The organism is Cupriavidus sp. LA-1, from assembly GCF_055385985.1.
Map to the genome: position 1 here is coordinate 415,257 of NZ_AP031390.1, position 26,176 is coordinate 441,432.

19 protein-coding genes and 9 pseudogenes are annotated in these 26,176 nt (G+C 63.5%); 10 read left to right on the forward strand and 18 right to left on the reverse strand.

What is annotated here, in order from left to right:
• Window positions 1-190 precede the first annotated feature (190 nt).
• Window positions 191-766 carry a TetR family transcriptional regulator gene (locus ACZ5MJ_RS36095; RefSeq protein ID WP_464227538.1) on the forward strand — a complete coding sequence of 192 codons (576 nt, stop codon included), beginning with the start codon at window positions 191-193 and terminating at the stop codon, window positions 764-766.
• Window positions 767-831: 65 nt separating this feature from the next.
• On the opposite strand, the pseudogene ACZ5MJ_RS36100 reads toward ACZ5MJ_RS36095, so the two are convergent.
• The 3 genes and pseudogenes from ACZ5MJ_RS36100 to ACZ5MJ_RS36110 all read right to left on the reverse strand — a co-directional run bounded on the left by ACZ5MJ_RS36100 (window position 832) and on the right by ACZ5MJ_RS36110 (window position 1,473).
• Window positions 832-1,099: pseudogene (locus ACZ5MJ_RS36100) on the reverse strand (transposase).
• An 81-nt stretch (window positions 1,100-1,180) separates the two neighbouring features.
• Window positions 1,181-1,315 carry a transposase family protein gene (locus ACZ5MJ_RS36105; RefSeq protein ID WP_464226781.1) on the reverse strand — a complete coding sequence of 45 codons (135 nt, stop codon included), beginning with the start codon at window positions 1,313-1,315 and terminating at the stop codon, window positions 1,181-1,183.
• Complete coding sequence (locus ACZ5MJ_RS36110) at window positions 1,300-1,473, reverse strand: transposase family protein (protein WP_464226780.1); 174 nt, start codon at window positions 1,471-1,473, stop codon at window positions 1,300-1,302. The genes ACZ5MJ_RS36105 and ACZ5MJ_RS36110 overlap by 16 nt, the downstream gene beginning before the upstream one ends.
• Before the next feature lie 434 nt (window positions 1,474-1,907).
• Here ACZ5MJ_RS36110 and ACZ5MJ_RS36115 point away from each other — a divergent pair.
• Window positions 1,908-2,261, forward strand: a pseudogene (locus ACZ5MJ_RS36115) (ISKra4-like element ISBugl3 family transposase); the annotation flags it as partial.
• A gap of 26 nt (window positions 2,262-2,287) precedes the next feature.
• Here the strand turns inward: ACZ5MJ_RS36115 and ACZ5MJ_RS36120 are convergent.
• Window positions 2,288-2,896: pseudogene (locus tag ACZ5MJ_RS36120) on the reverse strand (integrase core domain-containing protein); the annotation flags it as partial.
• An 80-nt stretch (window positions 2,897-2,976) separates the two neighbouring features.
• On the opposite strand from ACZ5MJ_RS36120, the gene ACZ5MJ_RS36125 reads away from it, so the two are divergent.
• Window positions 2,977-4,125 (forward strand): IS110 family RNA-guided transposase, encoded by a 1,149-nt coding sequence (locus ACZ5MJ_RS36125; RefSeq protein ID WP_010811964.1) that lies wholly within the window; start codon window positions 2,977-2,979, stop codon window positions 4,123-4,125.
• Between the two features lie 339 nt (window positions 4,126-4,464).
• On the opposite strand, the pseudogene ACZ5MJ_RS36130 reads toward ACZ5MJ_RS36125, so the two are convergent.
• Window positions 4,465-5,066, reverse strand: a pseudogene (locus tag ACZ5MJ_RS36130) (transposase); the annotation flags it as partial.
• A 95-nt stretch (window positions 5,067-5,161) separates the two neighbouring features.
• Here ACZ5MJ_RS36130 and ACZ5MJ_RS36135 point away from each other — a divergent pair.
• Window positions 5,162-6,130: pseudogene (locus tag ACZ5MJ_RS36135) on the forward strand (ISKra4-like element ISBugl3 family transposase); the annotation flags it as partial.
• A 140-nt stretch (window positions 6,131-6,270) separates the two neighbouring features.
• Here the strand turns inward: ACZ5MJ_RS36135 and ACZ5MJ_RS36140 are convergent.
• From ACZ5MJ_RS36140 to ACZ5MJ_RS36160, 5 genes and pseudogenes are all read right to left on the reverse strand, one after another.
• Window positions 6,271-6,729, reverse strand: coding sequence for a hypothetical protein (locus tag ACZ5MJ_RS36140; protein ID WP_464227159.1), 459 nt, complete (start codon window positions 6,727-6,729; stop codon window positions 6,271-6,273).
• 153 nt (window positions 6,730-6,882) lie between these two features.
• A pseudogene (locus ACZ5MJ_RS36145) lies at window positions 6,883-7,458 on the reverse strand (Hsp20/alpha crystallin family protein).
• 157 nt (window positions 7,459-7,615) lie between these two features.
• The gene (locus ACZ5MJ_RS36150) at window positions 7,616-8,023 is read right to left on the reverse strand and encodes an Hsp20/alpha crystallin family protein (RefSeq protein WP_464227160.1); all 408 of its coding nucleotides are present in this window, start codon (window positions 8,021-8,023) and stop codon (window positions 7,616-7,618) included.
• Between the two features lie 15 nt (window positions 8,024-8,038).
• Window positions 8,039-8,479 carry an Hsp20/alpha crystallin family protein gene (locus tag ACZ5MJ_RS36155; RefSeq protein WP_114130220.1) on the reverse strand — a complete coding sequence of 147 codons (441 nt, stop codon included), beginning with the start codon at window positions 8,477-8,479 and terminating at the stop codon, window positions 8,039-8,041.
• Window positions 8,480-9,382: 903 nt separating this feature from the next.
• Window positions 9,383-9,571 (reverse strand): annotated as a pseudogene (locus ACZ5MJ_RS36160) (tyrosine-type recombinase/integrase); the annotation flags it as partial.
• Between the two features lie 230 nt (window positions 9,572-9,801).
• Between ACZ5MJ_RS36160 and ACZ5MJ_RS36165 the strand changes: the two are divergent.
• The 5 genes from ACZ5MJ_RS36165 to ACZ5MJ_RS36185 all read left to right on the forward strand — a co-directional run bounded on the left by ACZ5MJ_RS36165 (window position 9,802) and on the right by ACZ5MJ_RS36185 (window position 14,927).
• On the forward strand, window positions 9,802-10,689 hold the full coding sequence (locus ACZ5MJ_RS36165) for a LysR substrate-binding domain-containing protein (protein WP_114130147.1): 888 nt from the start codon (window positions 9,802-9,804) through the stop codon (window positions 10,687-10,689).
• A gap of 171 nt (window positions 10,690-10,860) precedes the next feature.
• Window positions 10,861-11,610: an SDR family NAD(P)-dependent oxidoreductase gene (locus ACZ5MJ_RS36170; RefSeq protein WP_464227162.1), complete on the forward strand. Its 750-nt coding sequence runs from the start codon at window positions 10,861-10,863 to the stop codon at window positions 11,608-11,610.
• A gap of 82 nt (window positions 11,611-11,692) precedes the next feature.
• On the forward strand, window positions 11,693-13,021 hold the full coding sequence (locus ACZ5MJ_RS36175) for an MFS transporter (RefSeq protein WP_464227163.1): 1,329 nt from the start codon (window positions 11,693-11,695) through the stop codon (window positions 13,019-13,021).
• A gap of 41 nt (window positions 13,022-13,062) precedes the next feature.
• The gene (locus ACZ5MJ_RS36180; RefSeq protein ID WP_464227164.1) at window positions 13,063-13,908 is read left to right on the forward strand and encodes a transketolase; all 846 of its coding nucleotides are present in this window, start codon (window positions 13,063-13,065) and stop codon (window positions 13,906-13,908) included.
• Entirely contained in the window at window positions 13,905-14,927 is a 1,023-nt protein-coding gene (locus tag ACZ5MJ_RS36185; RefSeq protein WP_464227165.1) for a transketolase family protein, read from the forward strand. Before ACZ5MJ_RS36180 ends, ACZ5MJ_RS36185 begins: the two co-directional genes overlap by 4 nt.
• Window positions 14,928-15,407: 480 nt before the next feature.
• Here ACZ5MJ_RS36185 and ACZ5MJ_RS36190 read toward each other — a convergent pair whose 3' ends face one another.
• The 8 genes and pseudogenes from ACZ5MJ_RS36190 to ACZ5MJ_RS36225 all read right to left on the reverse strand — a co-directional run bounded on the left by ACZ5MJ_RS36190 (window position 15,408) and on the right by ACZ5MJ_RS36225 (window position 23,726).
• Complete coding sequence (locus tag ACZ5MJ_RS36190) at window positions 15,408-16,391, reverse strand: Bug family tripartite tricarboxylate transporter substrate binding protein (protein ID WP_464227166.1); 984 nt, start codon at window positions 16,389-16,391, stop codon at window positions 15,408-15,410.
• A 107-nt stretch (window positions 16,392-16,498) separates the two neighbouring features.
• Window positions 16,499-17,023, reverse strand: a complete 525-nt coding sequence (locus ACZ5MJ_RS36195) for a gamma carbonic anhydrase family protein (RefSeq protein ID WP_114130153.1) — start codon at window positions 17,021-17,023, stop codon at window positions 16,499-16,501.
• Window positions 17,024-17,056: 33 nt separating this feature from the next.
• The gene (locus tag ACZ5MJ_RS36200) at window positions 17,057-18,229 is read right to left on the reverse strand and encodes a CaiB/BaiF CoA transferase family protein (RefSeq protein WP_464227539.1); all 1,173 of its coding nucleotides are present in this window, start codon (window positions 18,227-18,229) and stop codon (window positions 17,057-17,059) included.
• Window positions 18,230-18,412: 183 nt separating this feature from the next.
• Window positions 18,413-19,258, reverse strand: a pseudogene (locus ACZ5MJ_RS36205) (hydroxymethylglutaryl-CoA lyase); the annotation flags it as partial.
• A 134-nt stretch (window positions 19,259-19,392) separates the two neighbouring features.
• Window positions 19,393-20,316: a LysR family transcriptional regulator gene (locus ACZ5MJ_RS36210; RefSeq protein WP_114130155.1), complete on the reverse strand. Its 924-nt coding sequence runs from the start codon at window positions 20,314-20,316 to the stop codon at window positions 19,393-19,395.
• Between the two features lie 189 nt (window positions 20,317-20,505).
• A pseudogene (locus ACZ5MJ_RS36215) lies at window positions 20,506-20,784 on the reverse strand (tyrosine-type recombinase/integrase); the annotation flags it as partial.
• A 318-nt stretch (window positions 20,785-21,102) separates the two neighbouring features.
• On the reverse strand, window positions 21,103-22,722 hold the full coding sequence (locus ACZ5MJ_RS36220) for a rhodanese-like domain-containing protein (protein WP_464227167.1): 1,620 nt from the start codon (window positions 22,720-22,722) through the stop codon (window positions 21,103-21,105).
• A gap of 17 nt (window positions 22,723-22,739) precedes the next feature.
• The gene (locus tag ACZ5MJ_RS36225; protein ID WP_114130222.1) at window positions 22,740-23,726 is read right to left on the reverse strand and encodes a tripartite tricarboxylate transporter substrate-binding protein; all 987 of its coding nucleotides are present in this window, start codon (window positions 23,724-23,726) and stop codon (window positions 22,740-22,742) included.
• 225 nt (window positions 23,727-23,951) lie between these two features.
• Between ACZ5MJ_RS36225 and ACZ5MJ_RS36230 the strand changes: the two genes are divergently transcribed.
• Window positions 23,952-26,174 (forward strand): rhodanese-like domain-containing protein, encoded by a 2,223-nt coding sequence (locus tag ACZ5MJ_RS36230; protein ID WP_464227168.1) that lies wholly within the window; start codon window positions 23,952-23,954, stop codon window positions 26,172-26,174.
• Window positions 26,175-26,176: the final 2 nt, after the last annotated feature.

Sequence of the window (26,176 nt, forward strand, 5' to 3'; positions counted from 1 at the left end):
GGACCTGCAGATGTTCGCCAAGCGGGCCTGGGTGCTCGACGCTGCGCGGGGCGGCCGACAAGGCCGGCATCAGTACCGTGCTGCTTGCCGAGGAGCGCCGCTCGGTTTCACTGCGCTTGTGGCATAACACGGGGATCGACTAATGGCGAGGCGGACAGCGCTGGAGGCGGATCAGACCCGTCTGACGATTATGTGCGCCGCCGTGCAACTGTTCTGCTCCGCAGGTTATGCACGTACCACGCTGGAGGAGATCGCCCGCCTTGCAGGCGTTACCCGAGGCGCTGTGTACTGGCACTTCGAGAGCAAGCAAAGGTTGCTGGAGAGCGTGTGCCACGATGCCGTGGAGGCTTTAGAGGAAGCCTTTTCGACCGAGTCACCATCCTCGCCGCTCCAGGCCATGGTGGCTACTGCCGAGGCCCTCTTCCGCACCGTGGTCGGGCAGGGCGACGCGCTGAATATCAGCGCGCTGCTTTTCAAATGGGGCCGGCAGGGCGGTTCCGATATCATCCGCGACCAACGCATCGCGCTCAGCGTCCGGTTGCGCAGCCATGCCGGCGGATGCCTCGAGCACGCCGTGGCTGCGCGGCTGTTACCGGCGCGCACCAATATACTGACGGCGGCGTTCGCCTATGAGGCCTATGTGTTCGGTATTGTCGAAAGCTGGCTGTTCGAGCCGAGCTTCGACTTGGCCGCGCAAGCGGGCGAACTGGCGGGCAAGGCAGTTGGCTTGGTCGGGGCGTTACAGTGGCACGTAGCAAATCAGTAAGGCGACGCATGGCTAGCGCGTTCAATTGGGTGCTCTCCAGTTAATCCAGCCACTGCTGCTGCCACCTAAGCCTCCAGGTACGACCGGGTATACGACGGGTCGTGGAACAAGTCATAGACCACGTGGGCTTGCGGGCAATGCATGCGCACCTCCAGGTCGTGGGCGGTGTTCATGTCCATAACCGCCGCGCGCAGCCGAGCGCATCCGTCTGGGCCGAGCAGGACGAATGTCCTCGCGCGAACGCCCACGCCCTACCCACAGCACCCGCGCGCGCGACGGCTCGACGATGACCGTGGCATAGCGGTGGCCTTTCTGAATGGCAAACTCGTCCATGGCGATGACCGTGACCCCGCTCAGGTCCTCCGGCCCCAGTTCCTGCTCCAGGTGGTGCTGGTCGATTCGCTTGACCGCCGTCTAGGACGGCCGGTAGAACTTGGCAACATGGCGCAGTGACATTACCTTGCACAGCGGTGCCACGCTGGCGGCCAGCCGCGTCGTTACCCGTGCATAGGGAGTCAGCCAGTCGAGGCGCTCTAGCTTCCGCCACATCGCCGGCAGGCCAGGCGCAGCCTCGGGATGATCAGTTCGACCGGCAGCGCGAACACCGGCTGATCACGCACACGCTGCTCGCCCCGGTCATGCACGGCGCTGACGCCACGGCCACAGCCACTGCAGTACTGCCGCCGCGCTTTCGGCTCAAGCCGCATGGCGCACCAGCGCTATCCATTGGGGTTGATCGCAACACGCACCCATCGTGTCGGACCCCATCGCAGCAAACCTCGACCGCCTCGTCACAAGCCTCTATCCACATGCCGCCTACAAGGCTTGCTCAGGCCTAAATTGGGTTGGGGGGCTGGGGTTGGTCCAGCCAATCTCGAACACCATCTCGTCCAGGGATTGCCGTCTGGCCCAGCACGAATGACGTTCTTCAACATCAAGTGTAGAGGAACGAGGTTCGTGGGAGTGGAAAGAAATTGGGGGAGGGTGCCACGTTGCGACTAAGGTGATGATGTTTCCCAGATGAGTATCGGAGGCCACCATGTCACTACGCTGGACTCTTTGCCTACAATCCCATGCGGACGATGGGTGCGTCGAAACTATCCAACTCGGGACAGTAGAGCGACCAACGTGTAACGCGGAGCCTGCAGACTTCGGTCTTTCGCTGCGAGAACTGCGGCCGCTGGCTCTCGCCCTTCAACAGACTGTGGCACAGCAGCAGATCTACGCTTACGATCGTGCCAAGAGAAGGTGTCCGCATTGCGGAGCGTATCGCCGCATCAAAGATTGGCGACCACGCACGTTCGATACTGCACTAGGCACAATTCACGTTCGCGTTCCACGGGTTGTGGCTTGCACGTGCCTGCCGGAGCCGCTTGATGAGAGCGGCGATATAGAAGACTACAGGGAAACGTTGTGCCCCATCCAACGGCTTCTTCCCTCACGAACTACCCCCGAGCTGGCCTACCTGTGTGCGCGTCACGGAGTGGATTTGCCCCCGTGTCCCCGGACACGGTCACACCCTTAGGTTGATAAGACCATCGCACGTCTGAACTCCCGCGGCGAGCGGTAATTCAGGGCGCTATGGGGGTGCTGCTCGTTGTAATGCTCAAAGGCGATGGCCAGATTGCGAACCGCCGTCTCGGCATCAGGCTTGGGCATGAAGGCGACGTAGTCGCGCTTCATGGTCTTCACGAAGCTCTCGGCCATCCCGTTGCTCTGCGGGCTGCAGACCGGCGTGGTCAGCGGCTTCAAGCCGATGGCCGACGCAAACGCCCTGGTCTTGTCGGCCGTGTAGCCCGAGCCGTTATCGGTCAGCCATTCAATTTCCGTCGGCGTCTTCAGCGCGTTTCCAAAGCGATTCTCGACGGCGGCCAACATCACGTCGCGGACCACGTCACCGCTATGCCCGCCGGTGGTCGCCACCCAGCTCATCGCCTCGCGGTCGCAGCAGTCCAGGGCGAACGTCACGCGCAATGGCTCGCCGTTGTCGCAGCGGAACTCAAAGCCGTCAGAGCACCAGCGCTGATTGGTTTTCTCTACAGCAACCTTGCCGTCATGCCGGCGCTGAGGCCTCGGCGGAACCGCTCTGCGTTGCAACAGCAGGCCGTGCTCACGCATGACCCGGTAGATACTATGGAAGGGCTGGCCCAAGTAAGCCCCTGGAGTAAAACGAGGATTCGGATAACCCGCTTTTCGAAAGGAGCATGCAAATGAATGCGCCTGAAACAGCCCTTCAAGGACAGGATACGGCAGTCATCGGTCGGCTGTACATAGCCTTTGAATTGGGCGAGAAGAGCTGGAAGCTGTCGTTGGGTGACGGCGTGCACGCGCCGAGCCGGTGCACGGTCGCGGCAAGTGATATGGCGTCGGTGCTAACAGCGATCTCGAAGGCCAAGGCACGTTGCGGCCTGGCCGGGCAAGCGCCGGTGCGCAGTTGCTACGAGGCCGGCCGTGACGGCTTCTGGTTGCACCGCTGGCTCACGGAGCAAGGTACCCATAACCTGGTGGTCGATTCGGCCAGTATTGAAGTCAACCGCCGTGCACGGCGCGCCAAGACGGACCGACTCGACGGTGACAAGCTGCTGTCGATGTTGATGCGTTACCACGCTGGCGAGCGGCGGGTCTGGGCAGTCGCGCGGGTCCCAACACCAGAGCAGGAAGATGAGCGGCGTTTGCACCGCGAGCTCGGGCGGCTCAAACAGGAACGCACGGCCCACAGCAACCGGGTTCGTTCGCTGCTGATATTGCATAACCTGCGGGTCGCCCACATCGGTGACCGCCTTTGGAAGCCATGGTGGAACGAACATGGCCCGCAACTGCCCCCTGGCTTGCGTGCCGAGATCGAGCGCGAAGTCGTGCGACTGGCGCTGGTGAAAACGCAGATCAAGACAATCGAAGCCCAGCAGCGCGAGGCGGTGAAGCTCAGCGCGCAGCCAGCCATCGCGCTGCTCGCGCGGCTCAGCGGGATCGGCGTGGGCAGCTCCTGGCTCCTGGTCAAGGAGCTGTTTGGCTGGCGGCGCTTTCACAACCGGCGCGAAGTCGCAGGTTGCCTCGGACTGGCGCCGACGCCCTACAGCAGCGGCGAAAGCCAGGTCGAGCAAGGCATCAGCAAGGCGGGCAACAAACGAGCGCGCTGGCTGATGATTGAACTGGCCTGGAGCTGGTTACGCTACCAGCCAACGAGTCATCTCACGCAATGGTTCAATGAGCGCTTTGCGCCAGGCGGCAAGCGCACGCGGCGCGTCGGTATCGTTGCACTCGCCCGCCGACTGGCGATTGCCCTGTGGCGCTATCTCGAGTACGGCGAGATTCCCTCCGGGGCAAGCCTCAAACCAGTAGCGAAGGGATGCCGGCCTTGAGCGTGTCAGGGCTAAGCGGGTAACGATAGCAGGTCAGCGCGCCCGTAAACGGGTCGGGCTACCTCTGCCGGGTAGCCGTCGTTTTAGATGGGGCGCGCAGGTAACAGGGGCAGTTCCAGCGCTTTGCGCATGTGGTATGTGGTGCCCGGCCCTGCGCCGGCACGGATAGAAGATAGTCCGGGCAGTAGCCCGGCCATTGAGCACCCCGACCTCCGGCTTCGTGCCGCGTCAGTTCGCGAACGAAAATTAATGGCTTGCAAGGAGGAAGAGTATCGCGCCCCCAGATATGCCTGCGACTGAAATCCAATACTGAAGGGGCTTGACAACCTCGCCCCCATAGAAGACCCGTTTCACGTTGACTGGCGGGGCACTTTGGCGCTCGCGCTCCCTACGCAGTACACCCCAGACCCGGCGATAGCCGTAGCTGGGCAGATGCGCGACCGCATTGCGAATCTCCTCGACCAACCCTGCATCGTCGGTTTGCCTGGCGCCGCGCCCATCCTGCCAATCTGCAGGACGAGTCAGCTTCTCTGCCACATTCGAGCGCGCTACACCGAGAACTTCGCAGACCCGCTTCACAGGTCGTCCCCCGGCAATGAGGGTGAGCGCGCAATCCATTTTCGCGACTTCATCACCTCCACTGCCTCGCGCAGAATCTCATTCTCCATGGTCTTCTTACCCAGCAGGCGTTGCAGCTCACGAACTTGCTTGAGCGCATCGCTCAACTCGGAGGCGGGCACCACCTCCTCCCCAGCACTGACGGCAGACAGGCTGCCGTCCTGGTACAGCTTGCGCCAATGAAAGAGCTGGTTCGGATTTACGCCATGCTGGCGCGCCACCATCGACACTGTCTTACCCGGCTCGCAGCTCTCGCGCACCATCGCGAGCTTCTCTTCCGGCGACCACCGCCGCCGGCGCTCCGGTCCCGTCAACACTTCCACCAATTCCTGCTTCGTTTTAGTCATAAACACAGTCGTATGCCTACCCGCTATTGTAAGTGGGGGACTGTGTCCGGCGATTCAGGGGGCCGCTCCACGGAGCAACAGAATCATACAGGTCTGCTGCGGCCGTCGTTTCTGCGCTGACATCGGTCTCTTGCCTGTCTCATATGCGCGTCCGACGCGAGACGATCAAGATCGGTGAGTACATTGAAGACCGCCAGTTCGCATTGGGTTGGGGCTCGGATCCTCAGTGCGAGGAACGGGCGAAATCGCTTTCGATGGCTATTGACAGTACTGTGGTTACAGCCTATCCATTCGAGGAGATCTCTAAGTTTGAGGTGCTCGCAGGCCGAATTGAACGAGAGGGTAGGATGACAAGGCGATTCGCCTGCGCAATTCCTCGTCGAACCCTGGCGCGTGTTTTAGTGAGCGCAGCCTTGAAGCAGTGCGGTTGGTCTCCGTCGACGTTCGTGGACGTCGTTAACGACGGTGCAAGCGGGATGCGAAGCCTGGTGACCCAAATCGCGCCTCGAGTAGCGTCGCCAATGCTCGACTGGTTCCACCTTGCGATGAAACTTCACGCGATACGATCACCGCTGTTCTCGCGCCACTACTTTCTACCGCGCCCAGAAATCTTCTCACGGTGCGAAAAGATATGGCGCAAAATACGTGATGCACTGTGGAGAGGCCGAGCGGCAATAGGTATAGAGTTGACCAGGACGTTGGCTGCCTCCATGAAAGAGGAGGCGTTGAAGCGTGAAAGCTTCTATGGCCCTGCCGCAGCGACTACCTTCGGTGCTGCCAATCGGCTCCTCAGTTTTCTCCAGCACAACGCAGCCATCCTTGTTGACTATGCGCGCGCAAGGCGGGCGGGGAGGCGAATCTCTACCGCTCCGGCAGAATCAGTGATGAATCATTTGATCAACCGCCGCCTGTCCAAACGACAGCAGATGCGGTGGTCTATCAACGGTGCCCACTACCTTCTCCAGGCGCGAGTCGAACTGCTGGATGGCAAGCTGGAGGAGCAATTCATCTGTAAGTACCCACACTTTCGGTCGCCGTAGATCCAACTGAGCACGTAGACGGGCGCATCCCCCAACTTCGTTCCACTCCCACGAATCACGATCTTCAACACTTCAACATGAGCGTTGCCCTATACGCCAAAATTAAAATGCAATTAATCGCCAAGCTTCGCCTGCAACCGTCAATCGCCGGCGGGGTCATGAGGAAAACGGCGATCAGCTACCGGAGGGCACTGCACGCGCCAATGCGCCTGGGCCTCCTGGATGGGCGGAACGACGCCAAGCTTCTCCGCCAACATCCGCTCATACACGCCAAAGTGCCTGTCCACTTCCGCCTGACTGACCACCACCACCTCCATGTTGACCTGCTCGACCCTCAGTCCAAATATCGTGGCCAAAGCCAATTCAAGATGAGGTGCCGCTTCCCTGTCTTTTTCGAAAGTCGTACCGACGCTGATCGTATAGGCTTTCTCGCCTTGTCCAGTGACCTCGACAAGGCGGGCGCCCGCGCTCAAGTTATTCTCGATGGCAATCCTGGCCAGTTCCGCCACACTCCGCGTTCTCTCGGTCGGGAATCCGCGCGCGCATCTGAGCCGCACCCGATGGGTGCCCAGCGTCAGCCATTCAGAATCGAACTCCATCGAAATCTCCCTTTGGAAGCAAATGTAAGGATTCATACCAGTGTGGGAGCGTCAAGCAATCGCTTTGTTCCTTCCTTCGCCGCTACGCTAGTTCACCCATCGTTGCAGGCTGGCGCCGCGCAAGCGGACCGCCCCACTAGATTGCCGGCCAGCTCACTTGACTTCGATCTTCCTGACGGCTGACGGCGGCGAACCCGACTTGGGTAGATGCAATGTCAATAGGCCTCGTTCAAATTTCGCATCGACGTGATCCAGGTCGAGACCATCCGGCAGGGGAATACTACGCATGAACGCGCCATACGCTCGCTCCAAGCGGTAACAGCCGTTTTCCTCGCTCCGAATATCCTGCTTCTTCTCACCTCGCGGCACCAGCGCTCCGTCCTCGATGGAAGTCTGCACGTCTTAGCGGTCCATACCCGGCAACTCGGCGGTGATCCTCAGCGCCGCGCCATCGTCGACCACGTCGATCCGGGGCTGGAAGCGAGAGGAACTGAAGTCTCCGAACCATCGATCCAGGCCACTGAAGCCCGCGAACGGTTCATGCAGGAATTCGCTCATCGCTCGCCAGGGGTCGCCGGAAAAAAACCGCGAAACGTCCGACCAGTCCGGAGACCCGTGCCTGGGCACTGGGACGTTAGATGACTCGTCCCCGGATGCTCTGGACGGCTTTTCGGCGGTCGTCCTGCGCAGGAACTTGAACGGTTTCCACTTGCCCAGTTCCGTTTTCATCTTGTCCTCCTATCGACGCAAGATATTGATCCGTCCGCACACGCCCTGCCGCGCCGGCTGGCCGGCGCGGCAGGATGTGGCGATGGACTGTCCAACACAATCCGCCAGGGCACGGCGGCGCCCACGCAGGCGCCACCGTTGGCGGCCCGCAGACGTGCTAAGCCACGGTGACTGCAATGCGGCGCGGACGGGCCTCATCGCGACGCGGGATCGTCAGCTTCAGCACGCCGTCCTGCAAATTGGCCTCGATCTTCGACGCGTCAAGATCGGGGCTCAGCGAGAAGGCGCGCGCAAAGTGGGGCTGGCGAATTTCAGCGTGTTGCACCCGCAGCCCGGGAGGTGTGGGCACGACCGCTTCCGCTTCGATATGGAGGTTGCCGTCGTGGACATTCACCTCGAGCTTGTCCTTGGTCACACCCGGAAGGTCAGCCCAGAGGGTGACGCCATCGCTGTCCTCGACAATGTCGACCGCGGGGAGCAGGGTCATCGTCGGCGTCGACCTGTCCTCCTGGCTTCTTGTCACCGCGTTCTGGTCCCGCTCAACCACTTGGGTAGTCTCGTTCATGGCATTCTCCTGGCGTTATTGGACCGTGATCGCCCGAGGCTTTGAGGCTTCCCGCTTGCCAACACTGACGGACAGACAGCCGTTGGCATAGCGCGCCTGGACTTTGTCGGGGTCGGCGCTCTGCGGCAACTCGACGACGCGCCGGAACGTGCCGACAAATCGCTCTTGCGCATACACCCGAACCTCCGGATCGTCCTCCGAGTGCGCCGCTTCACGCTCGCCGCTGATGGACAGCAAGCCCTTGTCGATCGACACCTCGAACTTGTCCTGCTTGATGCCCGGTGCGAAGGCGACGATTTCTATGGAGTCGTCCGTGGTACCGATATTGACGGGCGGAAATGCCCCGAAGCGGCCGGAGCGGATGCTGGATGGGAAGCCGCCGAACAAACTCGCAATCTGCCCTTGCATGCGATCGAGTTCGTTGAAGAGGTCGGTTCCAAAGAAGAGATTACTCATGGTCGTATCCTCCTTAGGCACAGCAAGGAGGCGAAGGGGCATACGCGCTCCCACCCGCCTGCCAAGCTGCTGGCAAACAAACAGAAACACGCAGCGCGCAACGTCGCGACTGCCTGAGCGAAAATAAAATAGTAAGTGCGCAGCCAAATTTCAAGGGGAAGACCTGCGAATTTCCTCTGAAAGATGCCGGCCGAGCCTACGTGGCATGCACGGCCTTTTGGCCTGTTTCGGTGCAGGGGCTCTGCGGGGGGCTTCGTTGCTCGTCGAAGTCTTGAAGTGCAGTTTTGGGCCAGCACATGGAGAGCAAAGAGTTGTGCGGATTTCGGATTGACGGCCATGTCTGACCACGATGCAACCCTTCGGAACGGCGCTTCGCAATTGGTGCCGGAGTCATTGCCCCGGGCCCCGAGCCGTGCAAGGCAGCGGTGCCCGTATTGCGTCCCTCCGGGCACACTTGTCCCACTTCCTGTCCGGTCCAATTCACCTGGGATGCGCCTTGGACCAGGCAAATCCTGCCTAGATTGCACGTATGTCAGGCCGCATCGCGGCTATAGGGGGCTGCTTTGACTCGAGCACAGCCTGCGGCGCGGCTGTCACGGCAGCGGTCCTACTCTCGGAATGCTCATTGCAGTGAAATAGCGCAGGAAACAAGCGGTCTACGCCCGTCGTCGACGTTCTCTGTCGCCGTTGCAGGCCGGGCCGATGCTCAACGAGAGGGAAGGATGCAAGCGATATTCGCCAGAGGCTAAACACAGCGGCCAGTGATGGTCGTAGCCCGTCAATACGTCGTTGACGGTACCCAAGTTGAAGTGGGAGACCTGGTAACCGTTTCGCGTACCGGGTCAGGATGTGACGTTTGGTACCCGCCTATCCGGTCCTGGGGAAGGGCTGGGCAGCTCGCCCCATCGCCTGGCACACGCTGGCGGGCGACAGCGGCCCGGCAAACGGGCGCCAGTCCGGGTGGGTGCGCGCGAGCTTCTTGCTCCCGGCCAGGACCCAGCGTGCGGCCGGTTGCGGATCGGCCAGGAAGCGCTCATAGGGCAGCAGGTCCTAGTGCGTGAGGGAGGACTGCAGCTTGCCGAGCTGCAGCACGAGGAGCGACCGGTCGAATCGGTCGGGAGCAAGACATGTCCGGATGTCGGCCGAGGACGTCGAGGGGTGCTGATCAGATGGTCGCATTCGCAAATCTGAATGTGTGCCCCGGTAGCGGACCGAGGTTTCATCGAGTCGAAGTAGAATCCCCGGATGTTCATGAGCGTGATCGGACCGCGCAATTTCGCGGCGCAATTCTGGCCCGATCCACCAGCCATCCCCCCAAAGCCATGCGGATTCCACCTGTGAAGGCAATCATCGCCTTCGAGAGCGTTGCCAGAACAAAGAGCGTCAGCCGGGCATCGGAGGAGTTGGGCTTGACGGCATCCGCCGTCAGCCACCAGATCAGCAATCTCGAGGAGGCGCTCGGCCAGGCTCTCTTCTTCCGACAGGGACGTGGACTGGTCCTGACGCCTGTGGGTGAGCAGTACCTGCGGGACATCACGGGTGTGCTTGCTGACCTGAATCGCGCGACCGAGCGCGCTTCCAGCCCGGCGAACGTCGAGATCCTCCGGGTCCATTCGAGTCCCAGCTTCGGCCTGATGTGGCTGTTACCGCGGCTGGAATCATTCCAGGCAGACAATGATGACATCCAGTTGAATCTGTCCTGCTCCTATGAGGACGTTTCTTTCACGAGCGGGTACTACGACGTGGACATCCGCCACGGTTATGCACATTGGCGCGATATCCAGGTCAAGACCCTGCGCCGCGAAGCCATCGCTCCGCTCGCCTCGCCGGCCTACCTTGAAAAGCATCCGATATCGTCACCGGCCGATTTACTCCCGCAGCGTCTTATCTATTCGGAGACTCCGCTGGTCCAATGGCAGCAATGGTTTGCGAGGTTCGGCGTCCCGGCCGCCCAAAAGAGTTTCGATTTCACCTTCGATCGCTCGTATATGTCGCTCGAGACAGCGGCGCTGGGGCTTGGGGTGGCGCTGGAAAGCACGCTGTTGGCGTCGGTTCTGATCGATAAGGGTGCGCTGGTGCCAGTGTTCGACGACTCCCATGCGATCGAGGTTGGCAGCCACCACCTCGTCTATCCCGCGCAGAACGCCGACCTGCCGCGCGTGGCGCGCTTCCTGGCCTGGATAGAGCGCCAGTTGCCGGCGCCGCGCTGAGCGCCACAGGCGGCAGTCCGGGTCAGGGAAGTGCCGCCAGCGGCGCCCGCCCTGAAGCCCTCCCGCCATTACCTGAAAATTTCTCAGCAATAGCTGAGTCAGACCGCGTTGATCGGAAGGCGGCCAGCGACAACACTCGACCCATCAAATCCAATGTCAAAGGAGACAAAGATGCTGGTCGAGAATAACGTAGTCATCATCACGGGCGCGGCCTCCCCACGCGGTATCGGCAAAGCCACCGCCAAGGCATTTGCAGCCCAGGGCGCCGCCGTGGTCATCCTGGACCTGCGCCTGGAAGACGCCCAGGCCGCCGCCGGCGAGCTGGGTGACCAGCACCTCGGGCTGGCTTGCGATGTGACGGACAAGGCCGCCTGCGAGCGCGTGGTCCAGGTCGTGCTGCTGCGCTATGGGCGCATTGACGCGCTCGTCAACAATGCCGGCATTACCCAGCCGGTGCGCACGCTCGATATCCAGGCCGCCAACTACGACGCCGTGCTGGACGTGAACCTGCGCGGCACCCTGTACATGTCGCAGGCCGTGCTGCCGCAGATGTGCAAGCAACAGCGCGGCAGCATCGTCTGCATGTCGTCAGTCTCCGCGCAGCGCGGCGGCGGGATCTTCGGCGGTCCACACTACAGCGCAGCCAAGGCCGGCGTGCTGGGGCTGGCGCGCGCCATGGCGCGCGAGTTCGGGCCGGACGGGATCCGCGTCAACGCGATCACGCCGGGCCTGATCCAGACCGATATCACCGGCGACAAGCTCACCCCCGAGATGCGCGCCGACATCATCAAGGGCATCCCGCTGGGCCGCCTGGGCAATGCCGCCGACGTGGCCAATGCCTGCGTGTTCCTGGCCAGCGACATGTCGGCATACCTGACCGGCATCACGCTCGACGTCAACGGCGGCATGCTGATCCATTAAATTCAAGTCCAGCCGCCCGCAGAGGCGGAACATCTGACAGCCGGTGCGCCGCGGCGCGGCGCAACCAGGCAGGAGACAACCGATGAAGACCAAATACGCGGCTTCGCCCATCGGCGGCGAAGCGACGCTGCACGCCGATTCTGCCACCTTCGAGACCCGCACCTACGCCAAGGTGGTGAAGCGGCTGATCCCGTTCCTGATGCTGTGCTACCTGGGCGCCTACCTGGACCGGGTCAATGTCGGCTTTGCCAAGCTGCAGATGCTGAGCGATCTGCAGTTCAGCGAGACCATCTACGGCCTGGGCGCCGGCATCTTCTTCCTCGGCTACTTCATCTTTGAAGTGCCGAGCAATGTGATCCTGCACAAGGTCGGCGCCAAGCGCTGGCTGGCGCGGATCATGCTGACCTGGGCCGTGATCTCCGCCTGCTTCGCCTTTGTCAGTACGCCAACCCAGTTCTACATCCTGCGCTTCCTGCTGGGCGCGGCCGAGGCCGGTTTCGCGCCCGGCGTGATCCTGTACATGACTTACTGGTTCCCGTCGGAGCGCCGCGCCAAGGCCTTGTCCCTGTTCTTCATGGCGATCCCGCTGGCGGGCATCGTGGGCGGGCCGCTGTCCGGCTACATCCTGCATGCCTTCCACGGCGTGGGCGACCTGGCCGGCTGGAAGTGGCTGTTCCTGATTGAGGCCCTGCCGTCGCTGTTCCTGGGCGTGGCCATCCTGTTCTACTTGGACAACGGCATCGACCAGGCGCACTGGCTCACCGACGCCGAGAAGGCGCTGCTCAAGCGCAATATCGAAGGCGACAATGCGCAGAAGACGCAACACATGTCGATCCGCGCCTTCATGGGCGACCGCCGGCTGTGGCTGATGGCCGGGATCTACTTCTGCGTGGTGCTGGGCCAGTACGGCCTGACCTTCTGGCTGCCCACGATCATCCGCAAGGCCGGCGTGGCCGATCCGCTGTGGGTGGGCATCTACACCGCGCTGCCGTATCTCTGTGCCATCGTGGCCCTGCCGCTGGTCGGCATGAGCGCGGACCGCCACCGCGAGCGCCGATTCCACCTGATCGTGCCAATGGTGGTCGCCGCCGCCGGGTTTGCCGCCTTGCCCATGCTGGGGAGTGTCAGCGCATCGCTGGTGTGCCTGTGCATCGCCGCGGCCGGCATCCTGGCCTCGTCCTCGCAGTTCTGGGCGCTGCCCACCGCGCTGCTGGGCGGCATGTCAGCCGCAGCGGGGATTGCCGCAGTCAACTGCGTGGCCAACCTGGCCGGCTTCTTTTCGCCCGCCATCGTGGGCTGGCTCAACGACCTGACCGGCAAGTCCACCGCCGGGCTGGTGTTTATCTCGGCCACCGTCGTCTTCGGTGCGATGCTGGTCTTCCTGGTACCGGCCCGGTCCGTGAACCGCTGATGCCCCTTTCTTTGAAACTCCAATCGTTTGCAGGAGACACCATGCAACAAACTACCACCGACAAGGCCGTGTCCTTGCGGGAACGCGCCTACCGCATCCGCCGCAACGCCTTGCTGATGGGCGAAGTCCAGGGCCAGGGCTATATTGGCCAGGCGCTCGATATCGCCGACGTGCTCGCCGTGGCCTACTTCGACGCCATGCGCTACCGCCCGCAAGACCCCGAATGGGAAGGGCGCGACCGCTTCCTGCTGTCCAACGGCCACTACGCCATCGCGCTGTACGCAGCCCTGCTGGAAGCCGGCATCCTTCCTGCGGAAGAGCTGGAGACTTATGGCAGCGACGACAGCCGCCTGCCGATGTCGGGCATGGCCAGCTATACGCCCGGCATGGAAATGTCCGGCGGCTCGCTGGGACAGGGCCTGACCATCGCCGTGGGCCGCTGCCTTGGGCTCAAGCGCAAGGGCTCGGACAACTTCGTCTATACGCTGTTCTCCGACGGCGAGCTGGACGAGGGCGCGATCTGGGAAGGCATCCTCTCCGCCGCGCACTGGAAGCTGGACAACCTGATCGCCGTGGTCGACGTCAACAACCAGCAGGCCGACGGTCCCTCCACCCAGATCATGGCGTTCGAGCCGCTGGTGCCCAAGCTGGAAGCGTTCGGCTGGTTCACGCAGCGCGTGGACGGCAACGACATCGACGCCGTGGCCGCCGCCTTCCGCGCGGCGCGCGAGCACCGCGGCGCGCAGCCGCGCATGATCATCTGCGATACGCGCATGGGGTGCGGCGTGCCGTTTCTCGAACAGCGCGAGAAGAACCACTTTATCCGCGTGGATGCCCACGAATGGCAACTCGCATTGCAGGCCCTGGAAGCCGGGAGACAAGCATGAGCAAGACCAACCCAACCAACGCCAACGCCACCGGCGCCAGGCCCAAGCTGAAGACTTCGGCGATGATCGCCTCTATCGCAGGGGAAGGGCAGGCGACAAGATCGGCCCCGTTCGGCCACGCCCTGGTAGAACTGGGCCGGCACAAGCCTAACGTGATCGGCATGACGGCCGACCTGGGCAAGTACACCGACCTGCATCTCTTTGCCCAGGCCTTCCCGGAGCGCTATTACCAGATGGGCATGGCCGAGCAGCTCCTGATGGGCGCCGCCGCCGGCTTCGCCCATGAGGGCGCGCAGCCCTTCGTCACCACCTATGCGGTCTTCGCGACGCGGCGCGCCTATGATTTCATGCACCAGACCATCGCTGAAGACAACCTCGACGTGAAGATCGTCTGCGCACTGCCAGGGCTTACCACCGGCTACGGCCCCAGCCACCAGGCCGCCGAAGACCTGGCGCTGATGCGCGCCATGCCGAACATGACCGTGATCGACCCGTGCGACGCCATCGACATCGAGCAGATGGTGCCGGCCATTGCCGCCCACAACGGGCCCGTGTACGCGCGCCTGCTGCGCGGCAATGTCCCGGTGGTGCTGAACGAGTACGACTACAAATTCGAGCTGGGCAAGGCCAAGCTGCTGCGCGACGGCGCTGAAGTGCTGGTGATCTCGTCGGGCATCATGACGATGCGCGCGCTGGAGGTGGCCAAGGTGCTGGAGAAGGATCGCATCGGGGTGGCGGTGCTGCACGTGCCGACCATCAAGCCACTGGACACCGAGACCATCCTGCGCGAGGCCAGGCGAAAAGGGCGCTTGGTGGTGGTCGCCGAGAACCACACCGTAATCGGCGGCCTCGGGGAAGCGGTCGCGACGACGCTGATGCAAGCTGGCATCTCTGTGCCGTTTCGGCAGGTGGGGTTGCCGGACGCGTTCCTGGATGCCGGGGCGCTGCCCACATTGCACGATCGCTATGGCATTTCGGCGAACGTGATGGGTGACGCCATCAAGCGGTGGATTGAGTAGCGATTAGTGTCGGACCGAGACGCGATATCTGCCGGGACAATGCCCGCAGGTGGTGATTGCTTTCGGTCCGTTTTTGCTGCGCTCGCGTGGGCCGCTTGCCAAGCTTGCAGGCGCCGCTGCTCAAGCTTTCCCGCCCGCGCTCGAAGATAACGTAGGTGTCCGCTGTTGGGATTGGTCATGGAAGCGTCGCTCAGGTCGAGGGCCGCCAGGGTCTGGCGTAGCCAGAGGACCTGCGGATGGCAATGGATGCGTACCTTGGGAAAATTCTGCGCCGGACGGGTATCGGACCGAGTCTGATGCGTAGTGGCGATGGCTGACCGGGGCGCGAGGACACGGCGCCGTGTGCGATGGCCCGCCATCGTTTCTCCACGGCGATGGTAAGCGAAGCTGCCGCCTCGCAGCGATAGCAGCTATCGAGCACTATGCTCTGATCCGGGCCGGTGTGGCGCGGTAGCTAACTCAACATCAGCCGTTCGCGAGCTATTCAGCGGAAATGGAGGCGCGCTTGATCAGGACGAGACTTTTGCTGATCTCGCTTTTGATTGCTTGCGAAGCAACCGCAGGTGTGCTGCCTACCGGTACGAAGCCCTGTGCACTAAATACTTCCCGGGCGGAGGGTGTCGCGAGCACTTTGCCGACTTCGCCTTGTAGCCTTTCGGTGACTGCAGGAGGCAGACCGGCTGGCCCGATCAAGGCCACCCAAGCTTCATAGTTGTAGTCTTTGACGCCGGCCTCTGCCAGCGTCGGCACGTTTGGTAAGCTCTCGGCGCGGTGCGTGGTGGTGATGCCCAGCGCCACCAGCTTACCCGCCTTGATCTGCGGCAGTGCTGACGGAATACCTAGGAACGCCATCTGGATCTGCCCGCCCATCAGGTCAGTCATCATGGTGTTGACGCCACGATACGGCACATGAAGCATCTTTACCCCGGTCTTGTCGAGGAACATCTCCGCGGCCAGATGCAATATGGTGCCCTTACCGGAAGAACCGAAGCTGATACCGCCAGGCTTGGCTTTAGCCGCGGCCACGAGATCCTGCGCGGTTTTGTAGGAGGAATCGCCACTTACCACCATGACCATTGGGGAGGTACCTATGATGGATATTGGGGTGATGTCCTTGATCGAGTCATAGGGAAGATGCTTGTAGAGGCCAGGGTTCGTGGCGTGGTTCGAGGATACGATGGCAATGGTGTATCCGTCCGGGGCGGCAGTGGTTAGCTGACGCGTGCCGGGAATACCGGCCGCGCCCGCGTTGTTCTCCACATAGACGGATTGGCCCATCCGGTTGCCCAGCCCCTCTGCAACGGTACGGGCCACCATGTCTGCGGTCGAGCCCGGCGAATGCGGCACGATCATTTTGATTGGCTTGCTTGGGTACTTGTCAGCGGCGTGAGATGACAAGGTGCAGCAAGCCAACGCGAAGGCCGCGGCAATGCGAGCAGCGGCTCGCGGTACGGTGGGATGCATGGTTGTCTCCATTTGCACTTATTGTAGGCGGATGAGGGTCTGCTGCCCTTGCCGTGCCTGCGCTAGGGAAGCGCTGGCTGACTGTTTGAAACGCGTTATCCGATAACTTAGCCGATACGCGCAAGGCTGGTCTTGTGCTGTCGGGCGCGCTGCACGTAGTCGAGGGCATTCGCGCGCAGCCCTGCGATATCGGCTTCACTAAGCTTTCTCACGGCCTTGGCCGGGGCGCCCAGTATTAGCGAGTTGTCCGGAAAGACCTTCCCCTCGGTGACTACCGCGCCTGCGCCGACTAGGCAGTTGCGGCCGAAAACCACTCCGTTCAGCACTACGGCCTGAATGCCGATCAAGGTGCCGTCACCCACCGTGCAGCCGTGGAGCATAGCCTGATGCCCCACTGTCACATGGCTTCCTAGTGTGAGGGGAAAGCCGGCGTCGGTGTGCAGCACTGCGCCTTCCTGTACATTGCTGCCCGGGCCAATATCGATGATTTCGTTGTCGCCGCGTAGCACGGCTTGCGGCCAAATGCTGCTGTCTTCACGCAGAGTAACCTTGCCGAGGACTGTAGCGGCGTCAGCCACGTAGCAACTTTCGTGAATGGTCGGCGTGTGGTCGCCGTAACGGTAGATTGTCATGCTCGTCTCCTTGCCTTCAGCGGGATGGTGAACTCAGGCAGCATCGGCAGGGCAAGCCGACGCATCGCCCAGCTTTGCCACGCCGGACGCAACAAGTTCGCGTAGTTGCGCTTCGCTATAGCCGAGGCCGAGTAGAACCTCGCCGGTGTCCTCACCAATCCTCGGGATTGACCGGCGTGGCAGCAAACGACTGCCATCCAGGGAAAACGGCAGTAGCGGCATCGGCGTACTGGAGCCATCGTCGAGCTTCAGGTCTGCGAGACCGCCGCTGGCGAGTAGATGCGGATCGTCAAATAGTTCCTCGGGCCGGCGGATGGCAGCAAAGGGTATCTTGGCGGCCTCGAGTCGCGAGGCCAGCGTGGTGGCATCGGTCTCACGTAGGGCTCCTGCCAGGATGGGCAAGATGCGTTCACGGGCCAGGACACGCTGATTGTTCGTCGCCAGGGTCTCGTCGGCCAGCAAAGGCTCTAGTCCGAGCAAGTCGCATAGCGACTTCCACTGGCCATCGCCAGTCGCCGCCAAGAACATTTGCTCGCCGCCGGCCAACTGGAAGACGTCGTACACGGCCCAGGCGTTGATACGCTCCGGCATCGGCGCTGCGGGCCGGCCAGTTACGGCGTACTGCTGCATATGCTGGGCGCATAGCAAGACGCAGTTCTCGAACAGTGCGCTCTGGACTTCCTTGCCCACACCGCTATGCGCGCGCTCGTACAGCGCGGCTAGGGCACCAATGGCGCCGAACATGCCACCCATGATGTCATTGACCGAGCTGCCTGCACGCAACGGCCGGCCTACTGGCCCAGTCATATAGGCCAGGCCGGCCATCATCTGCACCACCTCGTCAAGCGCCAGCCGATCCTCGTAAGGGCCGCTAAGGAATCCCTTGTGCGAGACATGGATCAAGCGCGGGTTCTTTTGGCGTAGTGTGTAGTAGTCAAGGCCCAGATCGGCCATGCGACCGGGTTTAAAGTTCTCGATAAAGACGTCGGCGGTAGCCACAAGTTGCTGCAGCGCCTCGCGGCCGGCAGGCTGATCGACATCGAGTGACACGCTTTTCTTGTTGCGATTGAAGGTACGGAAGAAGCCCGCGCCCGCGCCAAGCAGGCGGCGCGTACCGTCGCCCCGCGGCGGCTCGATCTTGATGACCTCGGCACCGAGGTCACCCAGGATCATCCCGCAAGTGGGCCCCATCACCATGTGCGACATCTCTACCACACGGATTCCCTCAAGCGGCAGCCTGGCGCGAGCCGCCGCAGTGTCTGGCACCGGTTTCGGCGCGGGCTCCCTGGCCAGCCCGTCGTGCAACACGTCTGGAAAATTCTTTGGAAGGCCGCTGCGCGCGAGGTAGCCATGCAACGGCTCGCCTGGCAGGTACTCCTCCAGAAGAGCGCGCAAAGCGACCAGCCGGCCAATGTCGATCCCAGTGGAATACCCCATACTTTCCAACATGAAGACCAGATCTTCGGTCGTGACATTGCCCGATGCGCCTGGCGCAGCCGGGCAGCCGCCAAGCCCGGCGAGCGAGGCGTCAAACTCGCGGATGCCGTGCTGTAGCGCAACAATGGTGTTGGCCAGGCCCATGCCGCGGGTGTCGTGAAAATGCAGGGCCATGGGCATCTCGCCCACCAGTGCCCGCACGGCGTCGATGAGCCTCCCCACGTGGCCTGGCGTAGCGTAGCCGGTGGTGTCGCCGAGAGAGAGCATGTCGCATCCAGCCGAGACCGACAGCCGCGCGATCTCGCACACGTCGGCAGGCGGAACGTGACCCTGGCGCGTACAGCCAAATGCGGTCGACAAGCCGGCGATCAAAGTCGTTGTAGCGCCGCGAGGATCGCTGTCCAGCAACTCACGTATGCCGTGGAATTCGTCAATCATTTGCCGAGGCGTTTTGCGGACATTGGCTAGGCTGTGTTCGGTACTGACGGAGATGGGGACAACGATGCGGTGCGCCCCGGCCGTCACGGCCATTTCCGCGCCGCGCAAATTGGGCACCAGCGCCGTAATCAGCAGACCCGGCAGGGAGCGCGCGTGCGCGATCACCTCGGCTGCGTCGGCCATCTGCGGCAGATGCCTGGGCGATACGAAGGACGCCACTTCCATGTGCCGCACGCCTGCGTCGTAGGCGGCGTCAATCCACTTTCGCTTGCCAATCGTGGGCATGGTCCGCGCGACAGCCTGCAGGCCGTCTCGCAGACCAACTTCATTCACGACAACGGTGCTTCCATGGTTGGCCATGCCTAGTCTCCTGATGCATTTTTTGAGACTCAAGGCTAGCCGAGGGGGCGTACTAGGGGAAAGACGTGGTTGGCGAGCGAGTCCATCGCGGTTCGCGATGGTGCCAATCCTGCATGGAACGCGGTTGCCGCCGGTCAGGGCAAGGAGGGGGTGGGGGAGGAAGGCGTGGGGACGCGTGCCAGCAAATGGTCAAGCAGCTTACGCGCTGCCAGCGAGAGTGAATTTGCATTGCGCACGCAAATCACAAATTGCCCAGTTGCCCAAGCGTCCCTAAGGGGAATAACGCGCAGGCCATACATCTCGGCATAACGCCCTACGGCTTCAATCGGCAAGATGGCGAGTCCCAGCCCGGCTTGGATCAGGCGGTAGGCGCCGTCTATCGTCGATACATGGGTACGGATACGAAGGCTGCGGCCCTTCTCGGCGGCGAGGCGGGTCATCAACGTGTGCAGCGAGGCAGTCGATGAGAGACCAAGCTGATCGTAATCAAGGGTGTCCTCAAAGCACAATTTGTGACTGGCCGCCAGTGGGTGATCCGCATTGACCACTACGGCCAGATGGTCTGCGCGATAAGGGATAGTCTCGAGATCACCGGTTGCCACATAGCTGCGGCAGATCCCCAGGTCGGCATTACCCTCCGATACGCTGCGAACGACATCAGGGCTGATGCGCTCTTCGAGGTCCACCTGGATGCCCGGGTTCTGCTGAAGGAAGCTGGTCAATTCCTCGGGCAGGAATTCAACCATGGAAGAGACGTTGGCGAGCATGCGGACATGACCGCGCACACCGTCGGCGTACTCGCCCAGTTCGGCATGCAGGCGTTCAATGTCGCGCATAATCTGGCGTGCATGGCGCAGCAATGCTTCTCCCGCCGGCGTTGGCGTTACGCCGCGTTGACTGCGGATTAGCAAAGGGGTGTGGAAGCCGTCTTCAATATCGGCGATGCGTTTGCTGACCGCCGAGGGAGCTATAAATTCTCGCTCGCTCGCGCGGGCGATGGTGCCCTCCTCGCAAACCGCGATAAAAAGGCGAAGAGAGGTAGGATCAACTTGCCACATGTATGAACGGCTCGGAATTGGGTGGAGTTCGGCATCTACGATATGTTACTTTGCCACACCCGAGCGAAGCGCCTGGCTTCACCCGATGGCGTCAGGCCCGCGCGCGGTTCGCCGGCCCGCGAGCAGATAGCGACCGGCGGCTTCGGCCGATGAACTCGTCCTTGTTGCAGTCCAGGCTTGTTGGCCCGGCAGCGCGCCGCGTGACAGCGGTTTCTCGCTGCCCGCTCTTCCAATCACCGGCAGCACCAGCGGACGCGTCTCCCCTGGCTGCGGGGTAGGCGCCAGGCCGTGGGCGCGGCGGTAGCGCGCCAGTTCGGCGATCAGCTCATCGGAGGCCGGCACCAGCCGGGTCTTGTTCCCCTTGCCGGTCACTTCCAGCCAGCAGCGCTCGGTACCCTGGGCGTCACGCCGGCAGAAGAATGCACCCATGGCCGTGCCAGTGACTTCCGACCTTCGTAGCCGGGCCAATTGACCAGGCGGCGAAGCATTGCGGCGTCTCCATTGGCATGCTTTCCCAGCTGGAGAACGGCAAGGGCGCCAACTGGCTCGGTAGCCATTCTGGTTCTCCGGATAAAGCGTCATGAAGCTACGAAAAAAACTCCGGGTCGCGGCACTTCAGTCAGCCGTCCAATTGCGACCCCGGCACGATCATTATCGCCTCTCCTTGCCTGGAACTGCATGCGCTTCATCACTGGGTGCTGGTCATGGGTAAAAGAGTAGGCTTCGTCCGGCCAGTCCCACCACAGACTGACTATCCCGAACGCTGGCGCGTCCGGCAGGCTGGGGCTAGTCGCGCCCAGGCGCAGCAATGCGGAACACAGCCAGCTCATCCGGCGCGCACTGCGCGATCAGCCCGGTTTCCCAAGCCAGATAGGCGCGGGCCGCGTCCCGGTTGCCCTCGTGGCGGTCGTGCACAAAGAACAGGTAATCGATGCGCGCTTTTGCAGGCAGCGGCTCGGGCGCAACCGCTTGCGGCAGCCCGGCTGACTGCCAGGTGGCATAGCCATTGTCGGTGCGGTACACTTGCCGATAGCCTGCCTCAAGCAGATCCCCGCCCGCAAGTATTGCCACGTCTGGCTCGCTGGCGATCAGAACCACAGGATCGGCATGCGCTACGCCAAGCGCCCGAAGTTGTTGCAGCAGCCGCGGCCGGATCGACCAGACCGCGCCAGAGGCATGACCGCGCTCAAATGCCGAGCTCTCGCGCAGGTCGATGATAGCTAGGCGCTGGGCTGCGATGTGCAGCGCTTGCAGCAGGTCGGCGTTGAGCACGGGCAGGGCGGTAGTGACCTCCACCTTTGGTCGCGCGCGAACCTGCAGCGAGGCCTCCACGCCATCGGCAAGCACGGCGGTCTCATAGCCAAGCTGGTGCAACCAGCTGGCAACCACCGGCGCGCGCACGCCGTCGTCGTCGAACACAATGACGCGGCTGCCGCGCACCCCGATATAGCGATCCGTTGCCTGCACCAGCTGTCCGCCGGGCGCATGCACCGCGCCATCGATCGTACGCCGGGCAAATTCGTCGGCGGAACGGATATCGAAGAGGTAGGTGGTGCGGTGCGCATCATGCAGCCATTGCTGTGCCTGCGCGGTCGACAGCGAGGGCAGGCCAAAGCGCTGCAGCAGCCTGACGGAGCGCTCGCGCGCCGCGGCGAGCACCGGGGCCGAAGGCACGGCGACAGTGAAGCGGTCGCTGCCATGCTCCAGCGCATGGCCTGCCAGATACCAGCCCTGCGTGCCGTTCTCCAGCGCCAGTACCGGATTGGGCAGGCCCAGGTTCAGCAGCGTCTGGGCGCCGATGATGCTGCGCGTGCGCCCGGCGCAATGCACCACCACGGGCGTGTTCGGATTGGGCAGCAGCGCGGGCAGCCGCAGCGCAAGGTCGCCGTTGGGGCAGCTCAGCGCGCCCGGGACAGTCATCTTGCGGTGTTCTTCCTCGGTGCGGCCATCCACCAGCACGAAGCTCTCTCCGGCGGCACGGCGGGCAACGAGGTCGTCGGCGCTCAGGCGGGGTGTGTGCTGGATGTGTTCGACCAGCTCGCCAAACGTCTTGGAGGGTACGTTGACTCCCTTGAACAAGGTGTAGCCGGCGGCAGCCCAGGCGGGTGCGCCGCCATCGAGCACTGTCACTTTCAGGTAGCCAAGATCGGCGAGGCGCCGCGCTGCGTGCCACGCCACGGGATTTTCCACGTCGCCATCGTCGAACAGCACGATGCGTTCCGCACGGCGCGGTGCCAGCTGGCCGACTTCAAGCTCAAGGCGGCTGTAGGGCAGGGGCACGGCGAAGAACGGGTGGCCTTCGCCGTACTGGCCATGCTCGCGAACGTCGAACAGGGCTAGCGGCTGCCCGTCGTTGAGCCAGCCGCGCAGCATGGCGGCGTCGATGGCATGGGTCATGTCAGTCATTTGGGTTCCAGCGGTTATCAGCGCAGCGTGATGCCCGATGCGGCGATCACCGAGGCGTAACGGGGCAGGTCGCGCGCCAGCGTTGCATCCAGCTCCTGCGCCGAAGAGGCGACCACGACATAGCCAGCGTCTTCCAGCTGGCTTCGAGTGGCTGATGCGTGCAGCACCGCCGCGACATCGCGGTTGATGCGCTCGACCACAGCAGCCGGAGTTGCCGCAGGCGCGAGCAGTCCTTGCCAACTCTCGACGGCAAAGCCCGTGGCCCCGGCTTCGGCAAGCGTGGGAACCTGCGGCAGTGCTTTGGAGCGATAAGGTGTCGTGACCGCGAGCGCGGTTAGCTTGCCGGCGCGTACATAGTCGGTCACCGCTGCCAGCGTGATCAGCGTGGCGTCGATATGGCCGCCGAGCAGGTCCACGGTAGCCGGCGCACCGCCGGCATACGGGATGTAGTTGACCTTTAAGCCAAGCTGGCGCGACAGCATTTCATGCGCGATGTGGGCGATGCCGCCATTGCCGGGCAGCCCGAGTGCCAGTTCTCCGGGCTTGCGGCGTGCCAGCGCCACGTAGTCCTGGAAGGTGCGCACGCCCAGGTCGGGCCTGACCACCAGCACCTGGGGATTTACCACCGCCTTGGTGACGCCGCGGAAGGCGTAGCTGGTGTCATAGGGCAGGTTCTTGAACAGCGAGGCGTTGAGCGTCACGCCTTCGCCGCCAAGCAACAGCACATGGCCGTCGGGCCTGGCCTTGGCGACCTGCGCGGCGCCAATGGTACCGCTGGCGCCGACGACGTTGTCCACCACCACCGGCTGATGCCAGGTCTCGCTGAGCCTGGTGGCCAGCGTGCGTGCAAGCTTGTCGGCGCTGCCGCCAGGCGCGACCGGTACCACGATGCGCACAGGGCGAGTGGGAAAGGTCGCGTCGGCGGCGCCGGCAGACACGGGCGCAGCGGCCAGCATGGTTGGCGAAAGACTCAGAATGGCGCGAAGAAAGTTGCGGCGGAGCATGATAACGACCTGGATGGGAGCTTGCAGGCCGTCCTGGGCGGGAAAGCGCTTGGGCCTGATCGGGTCACTAAGCATACGAAGCCGGCCGCAGCCCACCAACGAATGATTGAGCCTATGCATATGCGGGACGCGCCAGGCCATGGCCGGCGCCGATCGAAGCCGGCCGCATGTCGATACTCGAAAGCCTTCTTTTTCACCGCTCGGTGGCCGCGTTACAGTCGGCGCATGACCCAACAGAACCTTTCCCCATCAGCGGTGCCGGGCAACGACGTTGCCAGCCGGCGCCACGCGGCCGTGGCCGCCTTCATCGCCGAAGCACGACAGTTGCTGGAGCGCGCGCAACATGCCGACCGCGAGACGCTGCAGACGGTGGCGCGCGCGCTGGAGCGGCTGGGCGCCAGGCGCGATCTGTTCCCGCCTGCGCACTTTCCGGTCTCCACCGACAATCCTGCGCAGGTCTTTCGCTTGTCCGAAGACCACGACGGCCGCTACGCGCTTTACGTGTCGGCCGGGCTGCCAGGCAGGGCGCAGCCGCCGCATGACCACACCACATGGGCCATCATTGCCGGCATCGCCGGCAATGAGCGCAACGTGTTCTACCGACGCGAGGCAACGGACGATCCCGCACGCGACCGCCTGGCCGAGACCGGCCGCAGCGATGTCGTTGCCGGAAGCTCGGTCACGCTGTTGCCCGACGATGTCCATACCATCGAACTGGTCGACGATGAGCCCGGCCTGCACCTGCACTTCTATGGGCTGGCGCTGGACAGACTGAGCCGGCGCGTGGTGTTCGAAAGCGCCACGGGCGGCAGCTACCGGCATTTCGGGCCGCCCAGGCACATCGCACATGCCGCCATCGATGCGCCAGCGCTGAAGGCGGCGCTGGCCGACGGCGACGAGATCGCGCTGCTGGACGTGCGCGAGACCGGCGTCTTTGTGCGCGGCCACCTGCTGCTTGCGGCTTCTGCGCCGCTGTGGCGGCTGGAACTGTTGATCGACCGGCTGGTGCCGCGCCGCGATACGCGCATCGTCCTGACCGAGGGTGGCGACGACGGCGATCGCCTGGCGCATCAGGCCGCCGCCAAGCTGCTGCGCCTGGGTTGGCGCAACGTGTCGGTACTTACCGGCGGCACGGCGGTGTGGGCGACGGCGGGGTTCGAGATTTTCAGCGGCAGCAACGTGCCCAGCAAGGCCTTCGGCGAAGTCATCGAGCACCAGAAGCACACGCCATGGATCAGCACCGACGAACTGCAGCAGCGCATCGAGCGCGGTGACGACCTGGTGGTGGTCGACAGCCGCACCACCGAGGAGTTTGCAGACTTCAGCCTGCCGTTCGCGCACAGCCTGCCCGGCGCAGAGCTGGTCTATCGCATCGGCGAGCTCGCGCCGCGGCCGGAGACGCTGGTCGTCGTCAACTGCGCGGGCCGCACCCGCAGCATCGTCGGCGCGCAGACGCTGATCGACGCCGGGCTGCCTAACCCCGTGGTCTCGCTCAAGGACGGCACCATGGCGTGGCTGCTGAATGGCCGCACCCTGGCCCACGGGCGCCATACGCCGCTGCCTGAGCCAGCCGAAGCGGCACGCGAAACCGCCCGTGCCCGCGCCGAGGCCGTCGCGGCCCGTGCCGGTGTGCGCCGCGTCGATGATGCCGCGTTGGCGCGGCTCGAGCGCGAAGCCGGGCAGCACACCTTGTATCGCTTCGACGTGCGCACGCGCGCCGAGTACGAGGCCGGCCACCTGCCGGGCTGGCGCTGGGCCCCGGGCGGCCAGCTGGTGCAAGCCACCGACGAATACGCTGCAACGCGCCACGCGCGGATTGTGCTGGCCGACTGGGACGGCGTGCGGGCGCTGACCACCGGTGCGTGGCTGGCGCAACTGGGCGCGCACGAGGTGTTCGTGTACGCGCCGCCGCCCGACACCGCTGTCGACACCGGTCCGGAGCCGCTGCGCGTGCTGTCCTCGCGGCCTGCGGGGGCGCCGGTGTCGGCGCTGCAAGCCGATGCGCTGTTGCAGTCAGGGCGCGCACGCGTCTTCGATGTCGAGCGCCGCGCCGCCTACGAGAGGCGCCATGTTGCCGGGGCGCAGTTCGCGGTACCGGACCGGCTGGAGGCGCTGGTCGCGGAGATACCTGCCGGCGAAGCGGTGCTGATCACGTCGTCGGATGGCGTGCTTGCACGCATTGTCGCGGCGGAGCTGGCGGCGCGCAGCGGCCGTGACGTGCGTTTCCTGGCCGGGGGCACGCAGGCGTGGGCGGCGGCGGGGCTGCCCACCGGCAGCGGCGCGCAGGGCGTGCTGACCGGTGAGGACGACTACTGGTACAGCCCCTACCACCACGCCGATGTGGCGCGGCGCGATGCGGGTTTCCAGGCCTATCTAAACTGGGAGATCGGGCTGGTTGCGCAGCTCGAGCGGGAAGGGGACATCGGCATCCGATTGCTGGCGGACTGAGC

Bases quoted from the DNA above. Each gene is read 5' to 3' on its own strand.
- ACZ5MJ_RS36095 (WP_464227538.1), top strand. From the start codon at position 191: ATGTGCGCCGCCGTGCAACTGTTCTGCTCCGCAGGTTATGCACGTACC.
- ACZ5MJ_RS36105 (WP_464226781.1), bottom strand. From the start codon at position 1,315: ATGTGGCGGAAGCTAGAGCGCCTCGACTGGCTGACTCCCTATGCACGG.
- ACZ5MJ_RS36110 (WP_464226780.1), bottom strand. From the start codon at position 1,473: ATGCGGCTTGAGCCGAAAGCGCGGCGGCAGTACTGCAGTGGCTGTGGC.
- ACZ5MJ_RS36125 (WP_010811964.1), top strand. From the start codon at position 2,977: ATGAATGCGCCTGAAACAGCCCTTCAAGGACAGGATACGGCAGTCATC.
- ACZ5MJ_RS36140 (WP_464227159.1), bottom strand. From the start codon at position 6,729: ATGGAGTTCGATTCTGAATGGCTGACGCTGGGCACCCATCGGGTGCGG.
- ACZ5MJ_RS36150 (WP_464227160.1), bottom strand. From the start codon at position 8,023: ATGAACGAGACTACCCAAGTGGTTGAGCGGGACCAGAACGCGGTGACA.
- ACZ5MJ_RS36155 (WP_114130220.1), bottom strand. From the start codon at position 8,479: ATGAGTAATCTCTTCTTTGGAACCGACCTCTTCAACGAACTCGATCGC.
- ACZ5MJ_RS36165 (WP_114130147.1), top strand. From the start codon at position 9,802: ATGCGGATTCCACCTGTGAAGGCAATCATCGCCTTCGAGAGCGTTGCC.
- ACZ5MJ_RS36170 (WP_464227162.1), top strand. From the start codon at position 10,861: ATGCTGGTCGAGAATAACGTAGTCATCATCACGGGCGCGGCCTCCCCA.
- ACZ5MJ_RS36175 (WP_464227163.1), top strand. From the start codon at position 11,693: ATGAAGACCAAATACGCGGCTTCGCCCATCGGCGGCGAAGCGACGCTG.
- ACZ5MJ_RS36180 (WP_464227164.1), top strand. From the start codon at position 13,063: ATGCAACAAACTACCACCGACAAGGCCGTGTCCTTGCGGGAACGCGCC.
- ACZ5MJ_RS36185 (WP_464227165.1), top strand. From the start codon at position 13,905: ATGAGCAAGACCAACCCAACCAACGCCAACGCCACCGGCGCCAGGCCC.
- ACZ5MJ_RS36190 (WP_464227166.1), bottom strand. From the start codon at position 16,391: ATGCATCCCACCGTACCGCGAGCCGCTGCTCGCATTGCCGCGGCCTTC.
- ACZ5MJ_RS36195 (WP_114130153.1), bottom strand. From the start codon at position 17,023: ATGACAATCTACCGTTACGGCGACCACACGCCGACCATTCACGAAAGT.
- ACZ5MJ_RS36200 (WP_464227539.1), bottom strand. From the start codon at position 18,229: ATGTCGCACATGGTGATGGGGCCCACTTGCGGGATGATCCTGGGTGAC.
- ACZ5MJ_RS36210 (WP_114130155.1), bottom strand. From the start codon at position 20,316: ATGTGGCAAGTTGATCCTACCTCTCTTCGCCTTTTTATCGCGGTTTGC.
- ACZ5MJ_RS36220 (WP_464227167.1), bottom strand. From the start codon at position 22,722: ATGACTGACATGACCCATGCCATCGACGCCGCCATGCTGCGCGGCTGG.
- ACZ5MJ_RS36225 (WP_114130222.1), bottom strand. From the start codon at position 23,726: ATGCTCCGCCGCAACTTTCTTCGCGCCATTCTGAGTCTTTCGCCAACC.
- ACZ5MJ_RS36230 (WP_464227168.1), top strand. From the start codon at position 23,952: ATGACCCAACAGAACCTTTCCCCATCAGCGGTGCCGGGCAACGACGTT.